Origin of the sequence: Sphingobacterium phlebotomi (assembly GCF_008180195.1) — a bacterium.
Taxonomy (GTDB): domain Bacteria; phylum Bacteroidota; class Bacteroidia; order Sphingobacteriales; family Sphingobacteriaceae; genus Sphingobacterium; species Sphingobacterium phlebotomi.
Window position 1 is genome coordinate 321,654 of sequence record NZ_VTAV01000002.1, and the last position, 22,173, is coordinate 343,826.

At 40.9% G+C, this 22,173-nt stretch carries 24 protein-coding genes; 4 read left to right on the plus strand and 20 right to left on the minus strand.

Annotated features, from left to right (window positions below):
* The gene (dinB, locus tag FXV77_RS05445) at nt 1-1,161 is read right to left on the minus strand and encodes a DNA polymerase IV (protein WP_148918191.1); all 1,161 of its coding nucleotides are present in this window, start codon (nt 1,159-1,161) and stop codon (nt 1-3) included.
* Nucleotides 1,162-1,256: 95 nt separating this feature from the next.
* On the opposite strand from dinB, the gene FXV77_RS05450 reads away from it, so the two are divergent.
* Together FXV77_RS05450 and FXV77_RS05455 are read left to right on the plus strand one after the other, a co-directional pair.
* Complete coding sequence (locus FXV77_RS05450; protein ID WP_187444016.1) at nt 1,257-1,496, plus strand: helix-turn-helix domain-containing protein; 240 nt, start codon at nt 1,257-1,259, stop codon at nt 1,494-1,496.
* 154 nt (nt 1,497-1,650) lie between these two features.
* On the plus strand, nt 1,651-1,992 hold the full coding sequence (locus tag FXV77_RS05455; RefSeq protein ID WP_148918193.1) for a nuclear transport factor 2 family protein: 342 nt from the start codon (nt 1,651-1,653) through the stop codon (nt 1,990-1,992).
* A 20-nt stretch (nt 1,993-2,012) separates the two neighbouring features.
* On the opposite strand, the gene FXV77_RS05460 is transcribed toward FXV77_RS05455, so the two are convergent.
* From FXV77_RS05460 to FXV77_RS05535, 17 genes are all read right to left on the minus strand, one after another.
* Nucleotides 2,013-2,372 (minus strand): hypothetical protein, encoded by a 360-nt coding sequence (locus FXV77_RS05460; protein WP_148918194.1) that lies wholly within the window; start codon nt 2,370-2,372, stop codon nt 2,013-2,015.
* Nucleotides 2,373-2,400: 28 nt separating this feature from the next.
* Nucleotides 2,401-2,595 (minus strand): hypothetical protein, encoded by a 195-nt coding sequence (locus FXV77_RS05465; RefSeq protein ID WP_148918195.1) that lies wholly within the window; start codon nt 2,593-2,595, stop codon nt 2,401-2,403.
* A 123-nt stretch (nt 2,596-2,718) separates the two neighbouring features.
* The gene (locus FXV77_RS05470) at nt 2,719-3,252 is read right to left on the minus strand and encodes a hypothetical protein (RefSeq protein ID WP_148918196.1); all 534 of its coding nucleotides are present in this window, start codon (nt 3,250-3,252) and stop codon (nt 2,719-2,721) included.
* A gap of 31 nt (nt 3,253-3,283) precedes the next feature.
* A complete protein-coding gene (locus tag FXV77_RS22610) occupies nt 3,284-4,441 on the minus strand; it encodes a type IV secretory system conjugative DNA transfer family protein (protein ID WP_317132134.1) in 1,158 nt (385 codons plus the stop codon).
* A gap of 230 nt (nt 4,442-4,671) precedes the next feature.
* A complete protein-coding gene (locus FXV77_RS22615) occupies nt 4,672-5,307 on the minus strand; it encodes a YWFCY domain-containing protein (RefSeq protein ID WP_317132135.1) in 636 nt (211 codons plus the stop codon).
* 33 nt (nt 5,308-5,340) lie between these two features.
* Nucleotides 5,341-6,567, minus strand: a complete 1,227-nt coding sequence (locus tag FXV77_RS05480) for a relaxase/mobilization nuclease domain-containing protein (protein ID WP_148918197.1) — start codon at nt 6,565-6,567, stop codon at nt 5,341-5,343.
* Nucleotides 6,552-7,043, minus strand: coding sequence for a plasmid mobilization protein (locus tag FXV77_RS05485; RefSeq protein ID WP_148918198.1), 492 nt, complete (start codon nt 7,041-7,043; stop codon nt 6,552-6,554). The genes FXV77_RS05480 and FXV77_RS05485 overlap by 16 nt, the downstream gene beginning before the upstream one ends.
* Nucleotides 7,044-7,126: 83 nt before the next feature.
* Complete coding sequence (locus FXV77_RS05490; protein ID WP_148918199.1) at nt 7,127-8,137, minus strand: hypothetical protein; 1,011 nt, start codon at nt 8,135-8,137, stop codon at nt 7,127-7,129.
* Nucleotides 8,138-8,156: 19 nt separating this feature from the next.
* Nucleotides 8,157-9,734: a hypothetical protein gene (locus FXV77_RS05495; protein WP_148918200.1), complete on the minus strand. Its 1,578-nt coding sequence runs from the start codon at nt 9,732-9,734 to the stop codon at nt 8,157-8,159.
* A gap of 127 nt (nt 9,735-9,861) precedes the next feature.
* Nucleotides 9,862-11,451, minus strand: a complete 1,590-nt coding sequence (locus FXV77_RS05500) for a hypothetical protein (protein ID WP_148918201.1) — start codon at nt 11,449-11,451, stop codon at nt 9,862-9,864.
* A gap of 6 nt (nt 11,452-11,457) precedes the next feature.
* Complete coding sequence (locus FXV77_RS05505) at nt 11,458-13,047, minus strand: hypothetical protein (RefSeq protein WP_148918202.1); 1,590 nt, start codon at nt 13,045-13,047, stop codon at nt 11,458-11,460.
* Nucleotides 13,048-13,053: 6 nt separating this feature from the next.
* A complete protein-coding gene (locus tag FXV77_RS05510) occupies nt 13,054-13,638 on the minus strand; it encodes a hypothetical protein (RefSeq protein WP_148918203.1) in 585 nt (194 codons plus the stop codon).
* A 269-nt stretch (nt 13,639-13,907) separates the two neighbouring features.
* Nucleotides 13,908-14,510 carry a hypothetical protein gene (locus tag FXV77_RS05515; protein ID WP_148918204.1) on the minus strand — a complete coding sequence of 201 codons (603 nt, stop codon included), beginning with the start codon at nt 14,508-14,510 and terminating at the stop codon, nt 13,908-13,910.
* 66 nt (nt 14,511-14,576) lie between these two features.
* Nucleotides 14,577-15,185, minus strand: coding sequence for a hypothetical protein (locus FXV77_RS05520; protein ID WP_148918205.1), 609 nt, complete (start codon nt 15,183-15,185; stop codon nt 14,577-14,579).
* A gap of 120 nt (nt 15,186-15,305) precedes the next feature.
* Entirely contained in the window at nt 15,306-15,785 is a 480-nt protein-coding gene (locus tag FXV77_RS05525; RefSeq protein WP_148918206.1) for a hypothetical protein, read from the minus strand.
* Nucleotides 15,769-16,371, minus strand: a complete 603-nt coding sequence (locus FXV77_RS05530; protein WP_148918207.1) for a hypothetical protein — start codon at nt 16,369-16,371, stop codon at nt 15,769-15,771. Before FXV77_RS05530 ends, FXV77_RS05525 begins: the two co-directional genes overlap by 17 nt.
* A complete protein-coding gene (locus FXV77_RS05535; RefSeq protein WP_148918208.1) occupies nt 16,355-17,341 on the minus strand; it encodes a DNA cytosine methyltransferase in 987 nt (328 codons plus the stop codon). Before FXV77_RS05535 ends, FXV77_RS05530 begins: the two co-directional genes overlap by 17 nt.
* Before the next feature lie 387 nt (nt 17,342-17,728).
* Between FXV77_RS05535 and FXV77_RS05540 the strand changes: the two genes are divergently transcribed.
* Together FXV77_RS05540 and FXV77_RS05545 are read left to right on the plus strand one after the other, a co-directional pair.
* A complete protein-coding gene (locus FXV77_RS05540) occupies nt 17,729-18,499 on the plus strand; it encodes a TetR/AcrR family transcriptional regulator (protein WP_148918209.1) in 771 nt (256 codons plus the stop codon).
* Between the two features lie 43 nt (nt 18,500-18,542).
* Nucleotides 18,543-18,908, plus strand: a complete 366-nt coding sequence (locus FXV77_RS05545) for a PEGA domain-containing protein (protein ID WP_148918210.1) — start codon at nt 18,543-18,545, stop codon at nt 18,906-18,908.
* Nucleotides 18,909-18,938: 30 nt separating this feature from the next.
* On the opposite strand, the gene FXV77_RS05550 is transcribed toward FXV77_RS05545, so the two are convergent.
* Nucleotides 18,939-21,287, minus strand: coding sequence for a TonB-dependent receptor plug domain-containing protein (locus tag FXV77_RS05550; protein WP_148918211.1), 2,349 nt, complete (start codon nt 21,285-21,287; stop codon nt 18,939-18,941).
* Entirely contained in the window at nt 21,287-22,117 is an 831-nt protein-coding gene (locus FXV77_RS05555) for a DUF4249 family protein (RefSeq protein ID WP_148918212.1), read from the minus strand. Before FXV77_RS05555 ends, FXV77_RS05550 begins: the two co-directional genes overlap by 1 nt.
* Nucleotides 22,118-22,173: the final 56 nt, after the last annotated feature.

Genomic DNA, 22,173 nt, shown 5'->3' on the forward strand with positions numbered 1-22,173 from the left:
TTACAGATTCTCCCGTTCCAGTGCTTTAAATCCAGCTGCCCGCATTACTTTCTCGTAGCCGAATCTGTTCTTAATTCTGTCCATTGCTTGGTATAAATCCACCATTTCCTGTGTATCCTCAAAAAGGTTTATCTGCAAATTGCCGTGTACAAGATCCGTAAACCTTATCCCTACCAAACGAATCCGCATCCGACGATTGTAAAGCTTATCGAACAGTTCCATTACACATTTAGATAAAGTATGATCCGCAGAAGTGTAGGATACACGGCATTGCTTGGTTTCTGTATCGAAATTGGCATATCGGATCTTCACGACCACGGTAGAAGTCAGCCATTGCTCTGATCGAAGTTGGAAACAGAGTTTCTCGACCATACCGTTTATTATGCCTTTCAATTTGAGTATATCGATAGTATCCGCAGCAAAAGTGCGCTCCGTCGAGATGGATTTACGTTCCGTATACGGCTCTACGGGAGAAGTATCTATACCGTTTGCCTTTTTCCATAGGGCGACCCCGTTTTTCCCGATCATCTGCTGCAGGACTTCGACGGGCATATCGGCCAACGTGTAGATCTGGCGGACGCCAATACGGGACAATAACTGAAATGTAGCATCCCCCAACATTGGGATCTTCTTAATAGACAGTGGATTCAGGAATGGGCGTACCATCTCCGATTTGACTTCTTTCTTACCTGTTGGTTTCGCCTCACCAGTAGCAATTTTAGCGACGGTCTTATTAACGGACAGCGCAAAGCTAATGGGTAAACCGGTATGTTTGGTTATATATTCACCCAGTTCTTCTGTCCATTTATAAGCTCCAAAAAAACGGTCTAATCCCGAAATATCTAGATAGTGTTCATCAATCGATGCCTTTTCGACCACAGGTGCTTTTTCATCGATTATTTCCGTTACAGTATGTGAAAGTTTGGAATACATTTCCATATCCCCCTTGATTACTTTTGCCTCTGGGCATAGTCGCAGTGCCATCTTCACAGGCATAGCGGAACGTACGCCATAATATCGTGCTTCATAACTGCACGAGGCGACTACACCACGGTCTCCTCCGCCAATAATCACCGGGATTCCCTCTAGTTTAGAGTTATTCAATCGCTCGCAAGACACAAAAAATGAATCTAAATCCATGTGTACAATATGCCTTTCCATCGCTCCTCCTTTGTTAAATCATAGCAAAACTAATTTGAATTACTAATATTTTTAGTATAATTGCTGTTCAAATTTGGAACAATATGTTGTACTTGGTGGAGAATATAAAGTGCTTACGAGCGAAAATCAGGCGGTCACAGCGACAACTGGCCAATGATCTGGGTATCACCCGCACCCGTTATTCAAAATACGAATATGGCATGGCGGAACCGCCCATTGAGATTTTGGTCAAGATCGCAAAGTACTATGGGGTAAGCGTTGATGAGTTGATATCCGTTGATCTGCGTCATATTATTTTACAGGAGGGATCCAACCTGTTGGAAAGAGAATTGTAACAAGGTTTTAACTGGCTATTTTTTTATGTAAATCATTGTCTATAAGTGCATTTTACTATAAGTAATAAGCTTAATTGGTTGCGGTATTTATATATCTTTTGTAAGTTTGGTTTAAAGTTTGAAACAAAAGGTATAATAATAAATCTACCACATTATGAAAAGGTATCTTATTTGTTTGGCAACAGTTTTTCTTCTATGTTCCTGCTCACGTTCGCATACAGAGGTAGCCAAAGATTTCACAGAGAACATGGCCAAGGGCAAAATTGAAGAAGCCAAAAAATATGCGACGGAGTCCACCGGAACTATGCTCGATTTTGCTGGTGGAACAGGAAACCTATCGGTTCACCCCGATTTTAAATTTGAGGTAATTCGGGACTCAGTAGCCGATAATAGGGCATGGGTGGTCTTTAAGGACGGTAATAAAGAGGAAACCGTGCAACTGGTAAAAGTAGACGGAAAATGGTTAGTGCATTTTGATGCAAATTCGATGAAGTAGTATTCCCGTAGACTTTCTGTTTACTTTAATCCTTTACCTTTCTTTTTAGATATCTTAGCAGGTTTCTCTAACGTTTTAGGGTCAACGAATACAATCCTCTTGGTCGCTTTGGCCAATTCCAAATATGGGGTCGTCTTATTTCTAAAGAAGCCATTGCAAACCACATTTTGACCCGCAATGCTTCCTTTATGACAAATAAAATGCGTTTCATCACGTTCACATTGTTCAAGAATCTGGTGTTTACGCTGATCAGATACAATCTTGTTCTTCGTGAATAAGCACTGATCACAGGATTTATTACAAACTTTCTGCGGTTCGGATAATGCTTTTTCTATTGCTGCGGCTTGTTTGCGTAGCATTTCCCACTTTTCCTTCTCCATCTTTATGCATTATTTTATAACGGATTACCTAAATCCCCCGACCTTTTCTTTTTCTCTCTTTGCGCTTCAATTCAGCTATCACATTATCCCGCCGTCGCTTGGATACTGTTCTGATGGGTATATGGGGAAATAATCGCTTCTCCAGATTGTTCCCTCTGTCAGAGTCGAAGCCGAGCCGCTTTAACTCTCTTTTGATTTTCTCATGATCTGACTTATTCATCATAATATAAATTTACACAAACTATCTTTATTTTTCTTTTTGATCCCTAACATGATTTTTTGATTCCTGCGCGTCTTCAAATTTTACTTGTTCTCATGATTTCATCTTTTAAATAGCAATTTTTGTTTAAGGTTTTAAGCCTTTGCTTTTCGTCTTTTTGGGTTTTGTGTTTTTTTGTTCTGCCGTTTGTTTGTCCTTTGTTTCCGGTCGAAGCAACGGACTATCTACCGAAATATAACCGCTCCCTGTAAAAGCATATCCTGTTTCACAGAACTCTCTTGCCTCCTTTCGAGTATACACTTTCGTATCAATTAACCAGTCTTCCAGCTCTTTTAATGAATCGAATACTGGACTGAAAGGTGTGCCTTCAGACACGATTTCATACATCTGATAACAATTAGCCTCTTCCTCTGACCATTTATTAGGGTTGTAATAATCTACATCTGGCGGATTTCCCGCCCACTCCGCGTAAAATCTACATTCTTTTGCTGCATCGCTCTCTTGTTGGTCAGGATGCCCACCTTTTTCCCATAGCTGATGGTTTTGTAGCCACTCTTCGAATGCATCGATGTACGGCTTATTGAACATCGGTTTGTACTCCCCATTCCCGTTCCGTGGATGTTCCCATCCTTTGGGAACCCTTCTAATCTCCCTTCCCATATTTCATAAATTTTCTTATACTCAAAATGCATCATTCATCCCTTGATACTAACAGATGGGCAAGCTCTGGGTCATTGTATATCCGTTCCATTTCCTCATCAATAAGCGATGCTATCTCATCCTTGATACGTTGATAATTATCTTGAATTTCTTCAGGAGTAACTTTTCTTGGCTTAGGAATCGGCACATAATCTTTCTCTTCCGCTGCGATACCATCATGATCATTCATGATTTCACAGTGAAAAATTTTCTGAGGGATTTTTTGATCCGGATTATCGGCTACAGCACCTACGAATTCCCCTGAACTTAAATTTGAGATCGTGGAAGCAGGGACAGCAGACTCTAATTGCGTAGATTTGCTTACAGATGTGTCACTGGCATTTATGCTCAAGCTTTCGCGTTCCTGCATAATACGTCCGAAACGCTCGCTCAATGTCTTGGCTGTATCACCCACCACCTGGCCAGAAATAATATTCCCCACGATATTGAAAATAACATCTGCCACTTCTTTTCCATAATCATTCCGCATCTGCGATATATCCTGGACAGCAAGGACAGTACTAACCTTATTCCCACGCGCCGTGGCGATCGTGCCCTGAATGCCACTTCCCGCACCTCCACCGCCGATATAAATGGTTGGGAACTCATCAAAAAGCAACGAACATTTTAACTTATCTTTCTGGTTCACGAGCTTCAACATCCGTGATACGTATAAAGAGATTACCGCCCCATACACCTGTGTTTTCTGAGGGTTATTTCCCAAGCACACAACTTTGGGATCGTTAGGATTATTCACATCCAACGTAAAATCATTCCCGCTCATTACATAGTAAAGCATGGGAGAAACCAATCGTGCTATAGTGATCTTGGCTGAAGCTATCTGTCCTTCCAATTGTTCCATAGCTCCATTGATGTATGCATTGACAAAAGGGTTCACGAGCGGCCCAATAGAATCCTCTTCAGTCCTAAGCACGGGAAATAACTGATCGTAGGGTACCATCATCAGTTCTATGCAATGCGGCAGCGTACAATATTTTCCATCTTTGTATTTTCTTAGGAACCAGATAATGGCTGTTAAAAAGTTAATTGGTGACTCCACGAAAAAATCCCCGGCCTTTTTTATCCATTCACGATTTAGGCCTAACATTATCGTGCGTGAGCTTTCTGTTGCATCAGTGATATCGGTCATGCTCTCCGGATCCAACGGATTACACCTATGGTATATAGTGTCAAAATCGATTACGTAAAATTTTGGCTCGACTTTGTAACAGTGTTTATATTTAAGGAAGTGGTTGTAGGCAATGACTGACAGGTCTGGAAACTTGAAGTCGTATACAAACATTCCGAAACCCTTTGATAGATGCTGCTTAATGATGTGCCTAACGACAAAATAACTTTTTCCGGTTTTTCTTCTCCTCCTTACCTGGATCCGGGCGTGCCCGCGATGAGCAACGCCCGGAAAGGGTTTATGATGTTAATCCAAGATGATCTTAATTTTCCCTTGAGGTTATACCTTGCGGGTAGGTTGACAGAGTATTCATTCTGCAATAGCCGTTCCTCTTGAGGAAAGGTTTCCTGCAGTTTATTGAACACGTCTTTATCCAACCGCTCCTGTATAATCCTTGACAATAAATTTCCACCATACAGAGCTAGCAGATAACCGATGGAGGTGGCTGTCATGTATAAACCCGCCAGAACCTGCGTCGATGCTTCCAACCTCAATAAAAGGAAAGTAAGGAAGTAAATGATATGACCAGCAATAAAATGCCGCAGAGCTGTGCCCATTTTCAGTTTTTCATCCTTTTTCCCTTTTGCACCGATCAGTGAGATCAGCAATAATAGTATTGCTGCAACTTTGGATACATAGAAATGGTTAAATAGCCCCATATTGGAAATATGCCCCAACAATTGCTCGATAATCAGATGCGTCAATCCCCATTGACCGAATGCATCGTAACAGTATACATAAAAGTGTAGACATAAAATAACTATACTCACTTTCCTGATAAAATCGATGATTTTCCTTAAAGCTTCTGCGTTCTCTCCTGTATTCATTTTCTTCTATTTTAATACCGTTGCCAGTTGGCTTTACTCTAACTGATGTATTCTTGTTTTCTGCAATTTTTTGGAATATCCTCGATCGGATTTTTCGCCATGACCGATTGTGTTATCACTGAGGACCACCTGTATAACTGGCAGGGTTTGTAATGATGTAGCCGGTTCTGTTTCCTCTTCCCGTAAGTCCATATCTCTCAGATCGTCCAGGGAAATACCTGTACGCTTCAGAAATGCCCCTGCACCATATCCCTTTCCGAGGTCGCTACCTTTGTAGACAGTACGTGTAGCATTATCTATATAGGTTACTCCATATATATCTCCGGCTTCGTTACCATATAGGAAAATTCGGATTCCCTGTTCCACCAGTTCCCTCTGTAGTCCCCTGATGTCATTTTCATTTTTCATTGCTTTATCGATCAGGTGTTTCAGACGCTGTCCATAAGGTTTCCGCTGCATTTTATGACGACTATATTTTTTCTCTAAGTTTTTAAGCGTGGGTGATGAATATATGGAACTTGCTTTGATGGGCACGCCCACTTTTTCGCCATAACCGCCTAACAGGTGATAAGTAAGACCGCCTTTTTTATATAGGTTGCTGCCTGGGTTTCCACGGTTGGCTATTACGTTAAATTGGTTAAGCACCGTCTGAAACTCGGAAAATGATGTAAATTTATAGCTATCGGCAACCTCTCTAACTGTCCTGGAAATCGCTGATTTCGTCTCCTGTTTACCATATACGATACGTTCGAGATCGATCGGCTTTAGCATATAGGCCATCTCTTTTTTCTGTTCTTCGGCTTTGACAAGATCATAGCGTTCTTCTATCGACTTACGTATTTTCTCCGAACGGTATTTCCCAATATTATGTGTCTCGATCCGCTCACCTCCTTCAGCAATATTCACCGTTGCGATGTGTATATGGGGATGTGAGGCATCATAATGACGATAAACAAGGAAGGGCTGGTTTCCAAAGCCTATACCGTCCATATAGTCCATAGCAATCTGACGCAGTTTCTCATCATCTAGCTCATCACGATTTGAAAAATTAAGCGAAATATGCAGGGCGTTTGTCTTTGTACGTTCATTCTGCCGCGTCAGTATTTCAAAACGTTCAAGCTTATTTTTGAACGACAGTTCCTCAGGACTACGAGGGAAGCCCGCAGCCATCAGCACTGACGCCTCAGCATTTTCTATTTTCCTTTCGTTGTAGACAAGTATCCCTCTTATACTTTTTCCACTCACTACTCTGGCAACCATCTGTAAGAAATATTTGTAATGATCTTAATCAGTTCTTCCACTTTCTCTCCTGTTTTTCTGTAAAGTTCCTGTACTTCCAAAGCCTGCAGCAATCGTTTCTCGGGATGCTTTTCAGCGTTAAACCGATTAGTAACCTGGTTTATATTGACACCGATCCGATGAAGCTCCGTGTGTATTGCCGAAAGCTTTTCCATAACGGTATCAAGGGAATCATCATGTGAAACGACCGTTACTTTTCCTTTAAACAACATCGCTCTTAGCAGTGCACTCAAGCTTCTATGCCGGCTCTTTTCCAATAACTTTACAAGTGTTTTCCACTCCGGGCCGGTAAGTCGGAACGTGATACGCTTCATATAATTATTTAAGTATTCGCTTTCTTCCATCACACTTATCCATTCGCTTAAAATCCGACTCCGGAGGATTTTCCCCTCCGCCCTTGAAAGCGGAGGCAAGATGGGGTTGGCCGTGTCGGACAAACCTACATCTTGCTGATGCCGAAAAAGGCATCGTGTACATGCTGTGAAGTCTAATTTATCGCTTCACAATAACCGTCTTATATTCAAATCTTTCTGAATTTATTTTTTAAACTAGCACGTTTTTTTTTCTGCGGATCACTGTTCATTAGCTTGTTTGTTTGCTTTGTATCCGAAAGAAAACTTAGTAGTTCGGCAACTTTCTCCGCCTTTACACCCAGTTCATCGTATTCGCCTACCTTAAATATTCTCTTATATTGATCGAGCGGTTCCAGAACCTTATTGGGGAACTCTAGAGATTCTTTGTTGTCTCTGTCTAGAGACACATCAAGATATATACCTGGCGTTTTGATATCTCTGTCCCCATGGGGATGCCTATATGATTTAAGTGTAGCTTTGTCAAAAGAATAATATCCGATTATTCTTGCGTCAGTTATAACATCTTGTAGTTCTGCTTCATAAGCCACATTAATGTCTAATTGATTAAAATCAATTTCCAAAAGCTTACCCAAAGTGATATTAGGATCGGGATGTATATAAACCTCCGAGAATGGCTCGGGGTAAAATTCCAATCGGTGGGGGAACGCTGTCTTGAAGAAGTTCTTGGTAATGATCGCTGCGTAATATTGATTCTTTTTTCTTTCTTGTTCTTGTTTCTCAAGCATCTTCTGATGGGCAAGAATATCATGATATGATGTACTATTACTGTCGGGATAAGAGGTCTGGACAAATGCATTTCGTTTATCGTAACCTTTATATCCAGCAAAACTAAGTTCTGATTTTTTCTCAAAATCTGTTATCCCTTTAGGAAAATGATAATATAATCCAGGCGTTCGTTCAGCAAATCCATTCTGCTCGAGACGACTCTCCATTTCAACGCTACCGTCTTTTATTGATAAAAGTTTCATCTCTACGATCGACAAATTTTTAGCAAGCCGGTCAAACAAAGTATCATCTCTATCGAAAATTTCACCGAAAGTCATCATCCGTTCTACAGCAATTTTGAAATCGCTGAAATACATTTTTATTCCGGATGGTTTAACGGAGGGTCTATCAAATTTGACATCAATGCAATATTTCCAATCTACTGTTTCCATTTTGGATTAATTTGAAGTTTTATAGATTCTTTCCTTTTCTTTTATTAGTACCGGTCACCTTCCGCTGAGCTATAAACCGTTTTTCTTCTATGTCAACCGGTTTCCAGTCTGGATCAAGTCTGAAATTAAATGGGATAGATTTGCCCTGCTTATTGTATAGGTACAATCTATCAGCGTCGGTAGATAATTCTACACCAACCAACGTTCCGTAAGTGGACACCGCGTAGACTCGTTTTCCGTTCTTTAGACCGGTAGCTATTTTACCTTTCTCATAATGGTTTACGGGAAGCGTGTGGACCATAGCATCCAGATCCTTCTCAGAGATTCCGGCAATGGATACTATATTACCAGTTCCCGTCACTTTGTAATTAACTTTTAGCCAGATATCATCTGGACTGTTCCATTCTTGGGAGGCGGCAAGTACCGGTCTGCCTGACATCATTTGAATTGCCTGTGGCACAAGTATATGAACTGGAAACTGTGTTGTCTTTTTAGGCAGGCTAGCCAGCCAATCCCAGGCTTCATCACTGATAGTACTGTCGAAAAAAGGTGCTCCGAGGAAATGCCTCACCCGAAGTTGATCGGCAACAATTTTACCTTCCGGATCAAGGGCCAAGCGAAAAAGTTCCTCCTCAAGCTGTTCTACTTCGGTATCGAATTCCAGCTCGCCCTTTTCTTCGGAACGCGATACCAAATCCGGATCATTCCTCCAATCGATAGATGCAAGCTTTTTATCCAGCTTATCTGAATCTACACCGTTAAAGATACCATGTGCAATGGGAGGAAAGGCTGTTGCTTCGATGGTGTAATCATGCAGGTGATACCAGCCGTCAGTCTTTTTCAAAGGGATGGTGAGTAAAATGTGAAAGTCTTCCGCGTTGAAATCCATCTTAAGCTCTGCATTATCCGGAGCAGCTCTCAGTTTCCCATAGAGAATATAGGGCAAATTTTCTGCGAGCTTGTCCGGTATCTCCAGTTCCATGAGCATATTTTCCAAAGAGTCGATCCTCTCGGACATCATCAGGAATGCTTGCTCCGCCGTCAATGTGGGATAAGTTCCCAATCGATAATCCATACTTCGCTCGTACGCTTCTTTACCAAATTCAAGGTTTCCTGCTAATAAATTAAACATGTCTTCCGGCCAGTATTTGTACATGATTAATAAGGCGATCTCCCTGTCCTGCACCTCTCCATTGAGTATACTTGCAAGCCCTGAATAGATGCTTGATATCTTGGCACCGATATCTGTTGTATCTAGCCCAAGCTTTACTTTTCGCCAGTAGGTTTCCCATTCTACCGAGGCCATTTTATCTTCAAGTTTGGGGATATCTACCTCTTTGGCCATCTGTCGGTCTATAACAATTGGCCTGCGGTACTTAGCGTGGATATTTGTCAACTCATAGTTCTTTTGGTCCTCCTTGAGTTCAAAAGTGAGTTTGAAAAACATGCGTTCCTCCCCAAAATCCCTTTGAACGTTGACGGAGAACAGGGGGAGCCCCAACGCTGCATACACCGCAATATCCTGCTCGGCTGTACCTCCTAAAAATCCGCGGCTATCAAGACCAGCCATCAACTGCTTTAACTGCTTCTCGTCCATAATAAACATTATTAGATCTGCCTATTCTACCTTTCGGTTTGTTCTTTTGTGGTTTTCGTTTTTCGGCTGACGAAATTAATTCTTCAAACTTTTCTCTATCTGCCAAGACATTTAATTTGTTTCGATGTTACATTTTTCTTCCCCTGCCAAGTACAACTTTCTTCTCTACAGATTGTTCGCTTATAGGCTTTTGAGAATCCCAATCCGGCGCCAGCGAGAAATTGATTGGAATGCTCTTGCCATTTTCTGTATGTACATCTATTTTTTTTGCTCTTGGATTGGCAGATACAACGACGGATTGAATCTCGTCCATGCTCTCTATAGGCACTGTTACGCAGTCTCCGCGCATAACTCCTTCCACAGTTTTATCAATTTCCATTTGTCCATCCAATGGAAGCATTTTTAACATGGTTTCTAATTTCGATTTGGTTAGTCCCTTTACCAGCGATATCTGACGCACTCCTTTTTCTGTAACCTTCCGCGAATCCAACATAAACCATCCCTCACACCCTACATCGAAAGATTTTAATGCCGTCGTATGCACAGGGCTACCCGTCAATAGATTGATAATGGCGCGGATGTCCTCATCTATCTTGAAAGGAAGCTGATAGCGTGTCCACTCTTCCATTTTCCATGTCTCATCTGTTATGAATACTTCCATAAACGTTTGCGACCAATACCTGATCTGGAGATAATCAGCCCAGTGTGTCGCCCCATACGCTCTCAAACGATCGATATCATCCTTTATGTCTTGTATATAGGTGGTAAGTTCCCAGTTTTCACTTAGATGCATGGTGCACTCATACTTATCCTCCCAGTCGACGTCTTTCATTTTCGATTCAAGTTCGTAGGTAGAGATACCGTCGTAAATATTATAGCTTACTGTCGGGTAGCGGATAAATTCCACGTGGTTTGTATTTGCATTGAAACCTTCTTCCAGTTTTGATACAGGAATACGGCAACTAATGATGCCACTCTTTATCTTAATCATACAGGTCAGTTCAAATCCATCATCGTCTTTTGATAGATGGGGCATGAGCAGTTTTTTCAGGTCAACATCAAAATATTGCTCTAATCCTGTACGAGCAAGCTGACGGTATAGGTCATCGAACGTTCCTGAAACCATATTTAGGGCAAGGGTCGCATTAGCGATGCCGTTTTCGGTCATCTCGAAATCCAATGTCCTCCCATATTCCTTTTGGAGTTCAATGCACTCATCTTGCCAAAATTCTTCGCTCCAATATTTGAACATGAGTTTCTTAGAGATTTCTTGCCCTATATAATCCGACTGATTTCCCAGTTGGAAGACCATTTTTTGCATTTCACGCATATCTCCAACGTTAAGCTGGCAGCCATTAGGCAACGTTCCAGTCTGTTGTGTTGAAGGGTTTGAAAAGTATTCCCGCCAATCAACGACTTTCATCTTCTCCTCCAATAACTCTGTATCGATACCGCTGAACATACCATGCTCAATCACCAACGGGTCACGGTATATCGCTTTATAGCTAGCCAATCTATACGCATCAAACATTTTTTCGTATGTGAAACGCAGATTATACTGTATTGCTTCATCACCTAGAGTCACTCGGTGGCGAACAGTGAATACGGGCAATTTTTTTTTATACTCCTGCCTTATATTCGCCTCGAACATTGCCCCTTCAAATCCAAGCGAACTGAGGTAGGAAATCAATTCTTCAACCTTTTCTCTTTCTGCCATGTTGATTTATTTTTTATATCCCTTTCCCTTCATTACAGATTTCGTTAGTCGCTTCGCCTGGTCTTTCCTTTTGGTATTCCCCTCTATATGCTCTGGAAGCCAGTTTGGGTCAAACTTAAAGTTGAACGGAATATGTTCCATATCGGCCGTATATACTTCCAATGCCGTAGCATCGGAGACCATACCTATAACGATATGTTTACCATCGAGCAACTCCACCTTCTGAACGTTTCCTTTCATGATTGATTGACGGATAGAGTAATCATTTGCTGAACGAAGAGGCAGCATATCCAGCCGATCCTGTATCTCTCCTTCGGTCATTCCTTTGACCTTTTGGATATGCAGTTCGTTAAGGTCTTCTTCATTGCCACTTTTTAAAAGCAGCCAGGTATCCATGCTCTCTTGTTTTTCTTCCTTGACGGTTCTTCCGCACATCATATTATAGATCGCTCTTGTATCTAAGTTAAGATCTAACGGGAAGCGTGCGGAGACCCTTGGCAAATTAGCTTCCAAAGCATTTATATCCCCTGGTATGAATTCGTAAAGCTCATTGGTTTGGCTAATATATTTCATATCGATATATGTGGCAGCCTCCACATTCCCGCTATCGCAAAGCTTGCGCATTTTTGATAGAATATCCTCAATGGGGGGACGTATAACGGCGTCGCCATGCTCACCTGCTGTAAAAAGGGCGTCAGGATCTGCCCAGTTTATTCTTTTGGCATCTTCCTCTAGAATCTGTGTATCCACTTCATTATATATACCATGGGAAAACTCGGGATACCGAGTGAATGTTGCTACTAATGGTTCGGGTGTAAAAGGCCCGTCAAATCCTATTAGCCTAACATCATAATCAATTATTCCTTCTTGCCGCGGCGTAGAACAGGTAATGTCAAATATGCGGGAGCCAGTGGAAAGACAGTGTTCGAGATAGTTTTTTAGATCAATTCCCGGCAAGCGTTCTAATCCATAAGCTCTAAGCTGGTCAAGGAGTTCGTATAGATGTCCTGAAACGGTATGATACGCAAGGCTAGCATTAGGTATACCGAATTCATTTGAGATAAACTGCTGGTCGGTCTCATATACCTCCGCCAGCTCCTGCACTTCATAATCCCAGAATTTCCCTGGCCAGTATTTATAAATTAACTGATTCCTAATTTCAAGGCCATCAAAAAGATAATCTTCGGTCAATCTAGATAGATTTTCCATAAGTAAAGGGTATGTATTACTGAGAAGGTGATCAAATTCCTCCCGGTTGACGACATGAAGGGAAAGATCTTCCCAATCAATCTCCCGCATACGCTGTTCAAGTTTGTTGGTGTCAATTCCATTGATAACTTTATGTTCTATTATTATAGGATCCCGGTGTACTGCCGTATAATTATCAAGCTTATAGGCATGGAATTGCGTGTCTAGGAGAAAATAGAAGTAATAGCTCATCTGTTCTTCGCCGAATCGCATGCGATGGGATACAGAAAAAGAGGTGGGATACTGTTTACAAGCATCTCTTATATCTCGTTCCAGCTTTTCACCTTCGAATCCCAAAGATTTGAGATAGGTAATAAGTAATTCTATTTTGTTTTCATTCTCTTCCATACCACTTTATCGTTTTTGCTTCCGAGAAGATTTTTGTTTTTTACATACACATGGTTTTACATACTGATCCTCTTTAAGCCCTGCAGCGATGAATATCGCTTGAGGAATATTGGTATTCAAAATTTGCTCGTCAACTCTTAGTCTTCCTTTTACGACAGAAAGCGTGTCAATTAGGGCTTTTCTCCCCATCTCGTCTATAAGAAGACGTTCGATCGGAATATAAAGTTTGATCGATCTCGTTCCGGCATGCGGATTGCTACTAAAGACGATATTATTGTTGAAATACTCTCGTATTTCCTTTTGATATTTCTTATCAATATAATCCCCAAATAACCTGTCTATGTAAGTCTCGAGGTTCAAACAGGATGCAAGATCGTCTTCCTTTTCAGAGGACATATTTTTGCAATATTCTTCTGCTTTTTTTATCAGTTTATTGCCATTGGGTTTAGTAGCTTTGTAAACCGTATCACCGTGCCCCGCATTGGATACGGTCCCTGCCAACTTGCCGTTGATGTACAGCTGGGCCGTAAAAGCATTGTTCTCTTCACTCAACAGGTCATCTTCTTTTATTCCTTTTAGCTCTATCTTCATATCCATTCCCGTTTTCGCCGATCAATCATCCGCTCTGCCCTTTACTTCTCTCATGTCAGGTCTCCATTTCATTATAGACTTTTTCCTTTATTGCGTTTTTTCTTCTTTCGCTTTGACCGATCTTCTCTTCTGGTTTCCGCTCCTTAGTGCTTTGGGAGCCAGTTTGGATCAAATTCAAAGTTGAACGGAAAACGTACCATTTCAGGAGTATATAATTCTTCTATATTATCTCTCTGGGACATATTTCACTGCGCCTTTCCAACCCTGTTCTACATTTTTTTTCCTATGCTTTTGCTCTGCTTCCTTGCTTTTGTAGCTAGCTGTAAATCGTTGTCCAAGTACTGATTTTCTCCAAATCCCGCTGCTTTGAATATGTTTGTTGGTATATTATCATTCAATACTTGATCTCCACTTTCAAGCTGTTCTTTTAAAGTCTCAAGCACGGTTTTAATATACGCTCTACCGCTTTCAGATTTAAGGGTAGCTTCAATGGGCGTCTGGATATTGACATACCGATATCCAACATCCCTATCATTGCCTATAACAATATGATCCTTGAACCTCTTTTGCATTTTCTTTTGGGACTGTTGTTTTACATGACTATTTAGAAGATTATCAATATAAAACTCAAGGTCCATCTCGTACGTGTGCTCGCCACTTTTTATCGGTGGGAGCGTTTTGCAATAGTCTTCAGCTTTCAATATCTGTTCCTTGCCTTCAGGAGTGGTCGCATAGTAATCGGTGGGGCAGCCATTTCCTCTGTTATAGGCGATTCCTACGTTTCTCCCGTTGATATATAGATCTGCGCTAAAACAGCACGTTTCGTCGCTGAGCCGCTCGTTTATCTCTATTTTTTTCAGTTCTATTCTCATGCGCTGCTTTTTGTTTTAATGCATGTTTGAGTTTTGAACCAAAAGGAAAATGTGAGGATACCCATGCTAAGGTTTCATTCCAGTTTTCTTTTGATTAGATACTTTCTCCTTCTGGTCTGTTTCACCTTTACGGTACTGCGGCTGCTTCAGACCTGCAGCTTTCAAAATTGTTTCGGAGATATTATTGTTGAGAATCTGCTCATTTTCTGACATCGTCGGAATAACATGGTTTGTTATCGTCTGTTTAAGAATCTCTCTACCTTGATCCTGCAGAAGTAGTCCGGTCAGTTCCTTTACAGGATGGGTACGTGTATACCTGCCGTATTCTCCAATGACAATATTTTTCTTCTGTATCTGATCTACTTTTTTGTCAAACTTTTTGAGTTTAATGTCATTAAGATACTTGTTAAAAAGACCATCAATATGATCGATCAATGTTGGTTTTACGGTTTGTTCTTTACCGTCTATAACTTTTTTCTCTCCGGGGAGCTTCTTGATGAAGTCTTCTGCTTGTTTTACAAGTTCTAAGCCTTTCCCGTCCAGAGCATAGTATTTCGTCATCCTATTCTTGCAGTTTACCGTGGCAGCTTTTTCTCCATTTATGAACAAGTTTGCGGCAAAAGAATTCTCGTCGAGTCTTGGATTGTAGGCAATCCTTTTGATTTCTATTTCCATAACTAAATATTTTGTAGGCCCTAACTATCTTTGGAAACAAAATTGTCAACTGGAGCATTAGAAATTTGCTACTTTGGGAGTGTACACTAAAAATTTATTTATTAAGGAGGGGCATTACTCCTAAATTTCCGAATATACCGATATAAGCCAACTGGGAGGGAAACCCATCAGTTCTTGCACAAAAAGAGGGTTAAGTTCGGCACTGTTCAAATCAAAATTATTTGACGGTCCATCAAACTTTCTTGTTATGATGTTTCTTTTATAAAAGTTCGGAACCTGTGTCCAAAAGTCAAACTCCTTAGGTAAAATACCTATGGAAATCTCAATTACCTGGAATAACCCGAGTGCTACTCCGTGATTTTCGTGGGATCTACCAATCTTCAAGACAGCATTCCGGCTGTTTCGATTGCTACCGGTTGTTGGTGTAGGCAGGAGACAATTGTTAGTGTTTGAAATTCTGAGCTGGTGATAGGGGCGACGTTCAGCGGTAATCCTTTTTTCCCATGTTAATTTACATACTTTTGAATTCCATTCCTGCTTCTCCATAAACTGAGGGAAGCTATCGATATATTTTACTGCCTTTTTAAATAACTGTTTCATTTTTTTTATTTTGAAAAGGAAGCCGTATCCATTCGAGCGGAAAACCCATCATCGCACTGAGAAATATCGGATTAATTTTCGCGCGCTTATCTTCCTCACTTACAACGGATGCTATGGAATCCTCTAGATATCCATTTTTCCTATCAACAGAACAGTCCGCCTTCCACAGTCGTGACGTTGGGGTTGGAAGAAATCCCTGTTCGGCAAGCTGACTGATACTTATACCATAGCTGACACCTTTCATACTAACATTCTTGACTTTTTCGTTTTCAGTGGTCAACTTTCTGCTGCTGCCCCGTCGCCCCTCTGAAGCTGTTGGTGTCGGAAGAAAATCCATGGATTCCTTATTTTTTCTTGATGTTTTGATTGCAAGTTGAATGTAAGGAATATTGCCTACGGAAGAACGAATTTTCCACAACGGACATCTTTCATTTTCCCAATCTCCCGCTTCGATAAGCAAAACAGCGAATTCTATTAAAAGCGGTTTGTGAGGAATGCTCTTTATGAATTCCTTACAGATAGGAGAACTGCTCAATGAAGTTACCTCTCTGGCTCCCTTTTTTATATGTTTAGGCGTTGTACCCATATCTTAAGCATGCCTCAATAGACTTGAATATCTGATAAGCGATCTGGGGAACTATTGCATTTCCGAACCCTTTGATGCTTTCTGTTCTGAACTTTGAAAAGGAGATACCGTCCAATCGCGAGAAAACCCCATCATCTGGCCGACAAACTGGGGAGACAGACGGAAAGTCCTTCCAGTAATCCTGTACATACGCATGTTGAGGTCTTCCTGACGTCCTGCCAGGATTCTCTTCTTCAAACCTTCCTCTTTTAGGCCATCCGTTTTGTACATCGAAGGTATCGGCGTTGGAAGTAAAAGGACAAGCCGTGCCAGACCGAGACTCCCGTCTTTTCCGTTCCTGTTTATCTTCCTCGGAAGCCCTCCCGTGGCCATTATGCGGTCGTCCTTGCCTATTATCGCCCCCGTTGTTGCATCCGAAGCTGTTGGTGTGGGAAGAAGACCCTTCCTGCAAATCCTTTCCAATTGACTTTTTATCCCTACCGATAATCCAGATCCGTTCTCTTCTATGCGGAGCGCCGACGCCTGCAGCTGGAAGAAGGAACGGAAGAACTTCGTATCCTTCAGTTTCCAAGTTAGAACACACCTCCTCGAAGACCATGCCTCCATTCCAATTAAGCAATCCGCGAACATTTTCTGCCACGACCCATTCTGGACGGATATCACAAACTGCTCTAAGCATTTCTGGCCACAGATAGCGGTCGTCATCTGTGCCTTTGCGCTTTCCCGCAACAGAAAAAGGTTGACATGGAAATCCCCCAGTGAGGATATCGATTTCTCCTTTGTGTTTTCTAAAATCTGCTTCTTTAATGTCTTCATAACAAATCGATTCTGGAAAATGATACTTTAATACTTTTTGACAGAACGGGTTAATTTCGCAATGAAACACGTTGTGCCATCCCATCCACGCTGCGGCTAGATCAAAACCTCCTACACCCGCAAACAAACTCCCATGTCTTAAACACAAGTCCATAAGAAATATTTTTTTGTTGTAATGGGTCGTCTATTGGGTATTCCATCACAAAATTGTGAATATCTAAAGTGTTACGGCCATACCTTGATAATAGATACTACTTTTTGTAGTGCCTTGATCGCTTGTCGTCACACGATAAAATAATACGAACCCACTAAATAGGCCATTTTTAATCTCAAATGAAATTCCTTCAAGGTTTGGGCTCCAAAAAATAAATCGTGTTATTTTACAAGTTAATCCGGTTGAAATCAGCTGTCGTCGAATAAATTTCTGGATTGAAACGAAGGGCGTTATCTTGCGTTGGTTGAGTATTTGTTCGATTAACATTTTTGAGCAATTACTATGGTGGCAATATTGGGCGGATAACCTAGAGTAACGAAGCCACAAATGGTTACGATATTGCGTGAACAACTTACGAATCAGGTAAAACACCGATGTTTTCCATTTGTAGGTATGTTCGATTGTTCGAACGAATGGGAATTTACTATGGAAGAATTAAAGGCAGGAAACCGAAAAACTAAAGACAGATTGATTGATGCAGTAAGGTCTATTGTTAGAAACGATGGCTATAAAGCACTGAAACCTAGTAAGGTTGCCCAGGTCGCCGATGTTGACAAGAAGTTGATTTACTATTATTTCAAGGATATAGATGGACTGATCGAAGCTTACCATGAACGCGAAGATCGATGGATCAGATTCGGCAAACAGATTAAGGATGCTGTTGAAAACTCGAAAATAACTTCTACAGAAAACATTTTAGGCTTCTATTTAAGGAAACAATTTGAACAACTAAGTGAATGTCTTGTACACGGAAAGATCATGGAGTACGAAATGTCAGAAAATACGTATGCAGTAGAAAATCTGTATGACGAAAGAGAAAATCATTTAGAAGAGTTATTCTTTTTGCTTAAACATAGCATTGCAGTGTCAGAGTCACGGTATCGAGCGGTCTTTGCAATTTTGATCGGCGGAATAAACTACCTAGCAATGTTGTCTGGTTCTGACGGTAAGAAAATATGCGGATTTGACCTTAGCAAGGAGTATGATCGCGCTGAGATCAGCAGCGCCCTAAAGTACATCAATTCGCTTCTTTTCGACGGCGAGGAACAAGAAGAAGAATCAGTTGACCAAGTAGACAAAAAGCTTAAAATATCATAGCTTAGTACGAAAATTAAATATCCAGATAAAGTGGCAAACCAAAATGAAAAAGAAATTAATAATTATACTTTCAATAACCTTTACGTTATCAAGTTGTTCGACAATCTTACGAGGCACAAGACAGGATATCACAATTGCTAGCAATCCATCGAATGCTGCAGTTATTGTCAATGGGACTGAACAAGGGGTCACGCCATTAAAGGTAAATCTAAGGAAAGGGTTCAACAAGCAAACTATTGCAATAGAAAAAGTCGGATTCAAAAGGGTCGAAATCCAACCGCAAACGAAGTTTAGTACAGTTGCGATACTGAGTACTCTAGGCATGGTCGGCTGGATCGTTGATATTTCAACTGGAGCACTTAGGGAATTTGAAAAGGATGCGTACGAAGTGGACCTGATCAAACAATAGCGCTTCCCGAAATAACGTTGAATATCGTTATTAGAACTGTAAACGAAATGAGATGCTAGGCATCAACGGAAACATTGAAACCGATTTGACTACGGGAGACTTATCTTCCTGTGTCTTACCAAGATAATAGAAGCTTGCATTTCTTCTATTTAAGGCATTATACAGCCCGATATTAACCTGTCCTTTGGCATTTCCCATAGTATACTTAATGCCCGTATTTATATCTACCTTGTGAAAGTCCTTCATTCGTGAACTGTTTCTGCCTTCATATCCATACATATAGTGTGTATCGGAAATAACAACTCCATTATCCGCTCCGATCTCCATTGAAGGAAAAATATATGCAGGAATATTGACAGGCTGTCCTGACAGGAACATATACGTCAAACTAAAATGCCAACGTCTTGTAATATTGATATTAGCGAATAAATTAAGGACATGTCTTCTGTCTTGAAGAGCGGAAAACCAATGCCCCTCATTAAGATCATCATATCGATTGTCGGTTTTGCTCCATGTATAGCTAAGCCAACCATTAAGAGATCCTGTTTTCTTTTCAGCCATGATTTCCACACCGAGAGATTTACCCTCACCTATTGTTAATGCATCAAGGATATTATCCGCACGAAAGGCTCCACCATTAGCATTATAGATAACGCTGCGCGTATCGTAACCATCACTAAAAGAGATGATTTTGTTCATCTTTTTATAGAACGCATCACCTGAAAAAGTATAGAGATCTCTTCCCAAATAATAGTTCTTTGCCATACCGATACTAAAAATATGTGCTTGCTGCGGCGCTGTGAACTCCGATGATGACATAAAAATATCAAGAGGCATACCCAATCCGCTGTTCATTAAGCGGTGTACGGGTTGCGTCATTCTTGCATAGCCCCATTTTAGCGCAGTTTCCTCACTCACGCCGTAGTAACCGTTTAATCTGGGTTCCAAAGAAATATATGTTTCTCGATCAGTGCGATAAAAATTGTTTCTTAATCCGGCTTCCAGTTGCAAGGGTCCCGATTTCCATTTTCCCGAAAAAAATGTGCTGAGCTCGTGTGCTATCAAACGGCGATAGCTTAGGTGGTTAAAATTCTCACCATCTTCATCTCCATGAAATTTCCCGGCCTCAAAGCTGTGATAACCGTATTCAATGCCACCTATGATATTCCAACCGGTGTCAACCTGCCAACTCAACGTATTCTTGAAACCTATGTCTCTTATTGGTGCTTGAAATTGGTACCGATATGATAAGCTATTAGGAATTCTCTTTTCTTCCGTAAGATCAGCTGCATAATTACTAAACCAAAGCAGGGCGCTGTTTGTCATTTTCTCCGAAATAATACGTGTCCAGCTTAGTGATCCTGCTTTTTGGCTTTTTTTGACTTCCGAAATCCTACTTCCCCAATCATGTTCTTTAAGTCCCATATAATCGCCTTCCGCGAAAATATTAAGGCCGAAATTATTTTTCGGATCTGGTCTAAACTTCCACGAAAGATTTGCGCTGTAAAAGTTAACAAGTTCAGATTCCCCTTGGCTAAAAGTTTTTGAAAGGAGATCATAAAACGTTCGACGGCCTGCGATCATTATCGAAGACTTTCCGTCAATGAGCGGAATATCTAAAGTTCCCTTGACAGAAGTAATGCCTAAATCTATATCGCCCGCAACTTTATCTAGTCGAGGATCTCTGGTTTTAACATCTATTACCGAAGATAACTTCCCACCATAACTTGACGGAAATGCTCCTTTATAAACAGTTGCCCCGGAAACAATCAAGGGGTTAAACGATGAATACATTCCGAATAGATGAGATGAGTTGTAAAGTGGTACACCATCCATCAGAATCAAGTTCTGGTCTGGACTCCCGCCTCTTACATTCATTTCTGACGATCCTTCAACATTTGCTGTTATACCAGGTAACAACTGTATAGCTCTTATTATGTCCTTCTCGCCTAAAAGACTCGGCAACCTCTCTACCGAAGAAGCGTCCATTGTCTCTATATCGGACTGAAAAGTTTTAACCTTATTTGAATTCCTTCCTGCAACATCAACCTCCTCGATCACGAATGAACCATCTATAGATTGTAAGACTACCTGCATCGTCGTGTCCCGTAGAAGCTGTACATAGATCTCTTTTGATTTGTACTTCGGAGCGGAGATACCGATAATATAAAAATCTGAAGGCACGTTTACGGATATTTTTCCGTCGCGCGCGTGAAATGTCTTTTGGAGCTTGAAGAAATGTAGTTCGGCAGATTTGATCGGCCCGAGTACACTTTTTACTTCAATATTCAGATACCGATAATCAGACTGCCCAGATGCTAATTTAATCTGACAAATCAACCCTGCAATTAGGACAGAAATCAATTTTATATACTTCATTATTCGACCGTTCGTGTATCGGACAGGTAGCTTCCAAAGACGCCAGCTCCATTTTGTATATTGCTATGCTGTGGGATTACCCCTTTAAAGCCACTGATAATTTCCGCAAAACCTGCGCTCGAAAAATTTTCAGTTATATCCCATGTAAGATCTGATGTTCTGCTGAACTCACTGTAATGGATATCTCTTGTCAGCAATGTGGCGCGTACTTTATTTTCTCCATTAGCAATAAAAACATCACGTTTAACCGTTATAAGGTTCCCTTGAGGAAATATACCTTCGTTCGTCCCTTTATTTAAACGATAGGGTTCCAGATTTTCAAGACGCACTCCATATTGTTTAATATCAATATTTTCAGCTTTTTCCCATGTGCCTGAAACGACATAATAGTACATTTCATCTGGACTTAATTCGAGGTTTTTCCAAAACGCCTTATTCAGGGGGATTGTAGTTTTTGCAAAGACGTTGGGAAGCTCGTGATGCCTGACCGTTAATAAATAGGTTTTTCCTTCGGAGACTGAAAACTCCTCTTTGCTACATCCGTAAGCCGGCACGCCGTTTCCTATAGGATTCAACAGATACGTGTCGCCTCCCTCTTCAGTTATCTCTACCTCAGCATCAAATATCTTAAAGTCTTCTGGATTAATCTGATTGCTGCCGAAAGGAATTGTCCTTCCGACGTATATCTGCACGTTATTATCCGGAGATAAAAAGCCAATCACAAACAATTGAGATTGATATCTTGATGATAAATCAATGATTTCTTCTCTTACACAAGAGACGAAGAGGAAAAAAAAGACTAAAATGGTAACTAGGAAATTCTTTCTCATACTGTTAGAAAAGAAGCCTCTTGAAAAATCAAGAGGCTTTCAATTTTGTGTTACAA

Coding starts and splice junctions, on each gene's coding strand:
- dinB (WP_148918191.1), bottom strand. CDS start 1,161: ATGGAAAGGCATATTGTACACATGGATTTAGATTCATTTTTTGTGTCT.
- FXV77_RS05455 (WP_148918193.1), top strand. CDS start 1,651: ATGAAAAGGTATCTTATTTGTTTGGCAACAGTTTTTCTTCTATGTTCC.
- FXV77_RS05460 (WP_148918194.1), bottom strand. CDS start 2,372: ATGGAGAAGGAAAAGTGGGAAATGCTACGCAAACAAGCCGCAGCAATA.
- FXV77_RS05465 (WP_148918195.1), bottom strand. CDS start 2,595: ATGATGAATAAGTCAGATCATGAGAAAATCAAAAGAGAGTTAAAGCGG.
- FXV77_RS05470 (WP_148918196.1), bottom strand. CDS start 3,252: ATGGGAAGGGAGATTAGAAGGGTTCCCAAAGGATGGGAACATCCACGG.
- FXV77_RS22610 (WP_317132134.1), bottom strand. CDS start 4,441: ATGACCGATATCACTGATGCAACAGAAAGCTCACGCACGATAATGTTA.
- FXV77_RS22615 (WP_317132135.1), bottom strand. CDS start 5,307: ATGAATACAGGAGAGAACGCAGAAGCTTTAAGGAAAATCATCGATTTT.
- FXV77_RS05480 (WP_148918197.1), bottom strand. CDS start 6,567: ATGGTTGCCAGAGTAGTGAGTGGAAAAAGTATAAGAGGGATACTTGTC.
- FXV77_RS05490 (WP_148918199.1), bottom strand. CDS start 8,137: ATGGAAACAGTAGATTGGAAATATTGCATTGATGTCAAATTTGATAGA.
- FXV77_RS05495 (WP_148918200.1), bottom strand. CDS start 9,734: ATGGACGAGAAGCAGTTAAAGCAGTTGATGGCTGGTCTTGATAGCCGC.
- FXV77_RS05500 (WP_148918201.1), bottom strand. CDS start 11,451: ATGGCAGAAAGAGAAAAGGTTGAAGAATTGATTTCCTACCTCAGTTCG.
- FXV77_RS05505 (WP_148918202.1), bottom strand. CDS start 13,047: ATGGAAGAGAATGAAAACAAAATAGAATTACTTATTACCTATCTCAAA.
- FXV77_RS05510 (WP_148918203.1), bottom strand. CDS start 13,638: ATGAAGATAGAGCTAAAAGGAATAAAAGAAGATGACCTGTTGAGTGAA.
- FXV77_RS05515 (WP_148918204.1), bottom strand. CDS start 14,510: ATGAGAATAGAACTGAAAAAAATAGAGATAAACGAGCGGCTCAGCGAC.
- FXV77_RS05520 (WP_148918205.1), bottom strand. CDS start 15,185: ATGGAAATAGAAATCAAAAGGATTGCCTACAATCCAAGACTCGACGAG.
- FXV77_RS05525 (WP_148918206.1), bottom strand. CDS start 15,785: ATGAAACAGTTATTTAAAAAGGCAGTAAAATATATCGATAGCTTCCCT.
- FXV77_RS05530 (WP_148918207.1), bottom strand. CDS start 16,371: ATGGGTACAACGCCTAAACATATAAAAAAGGGAGCCAGAGAGGTAACT.
- FXV77_RS05535 (WP_148918208.1), bottom strand. CDS start 17,341: ATGGACTTGTGTTTAAGACATGGGAGTTTGTTTGCGGGTGTAGGAGGT.
- FXV77_RS05540 (WP_148918209.1), top strand. CDS start 17,729: ATGGTTACGATATTGCGTGAACAACTTACGAATCAGGTAAAACACCGA.
- FXV77_RS05545 (WP_148918210.1), top strand. CDS start 18,543: ATGAAAAAGAAATTAATAATTATACTTTCAATAACCTTTACGTTATCA.
- FXV77_RS05550 (WP_148918211.1), bottom strand. CDS start 21,287: ATGAAGTATATAAAATTGATTTCTGTCCTAATTGCAGGGTTGATTTGT.
- FXV77_RS05555 (WP_148918212.1), bottom strand. CDS start 22,117: ATGAGAAAGAATTTCCTAGTTACCATTTTAGTCTTTTTTTTCCTCTTC.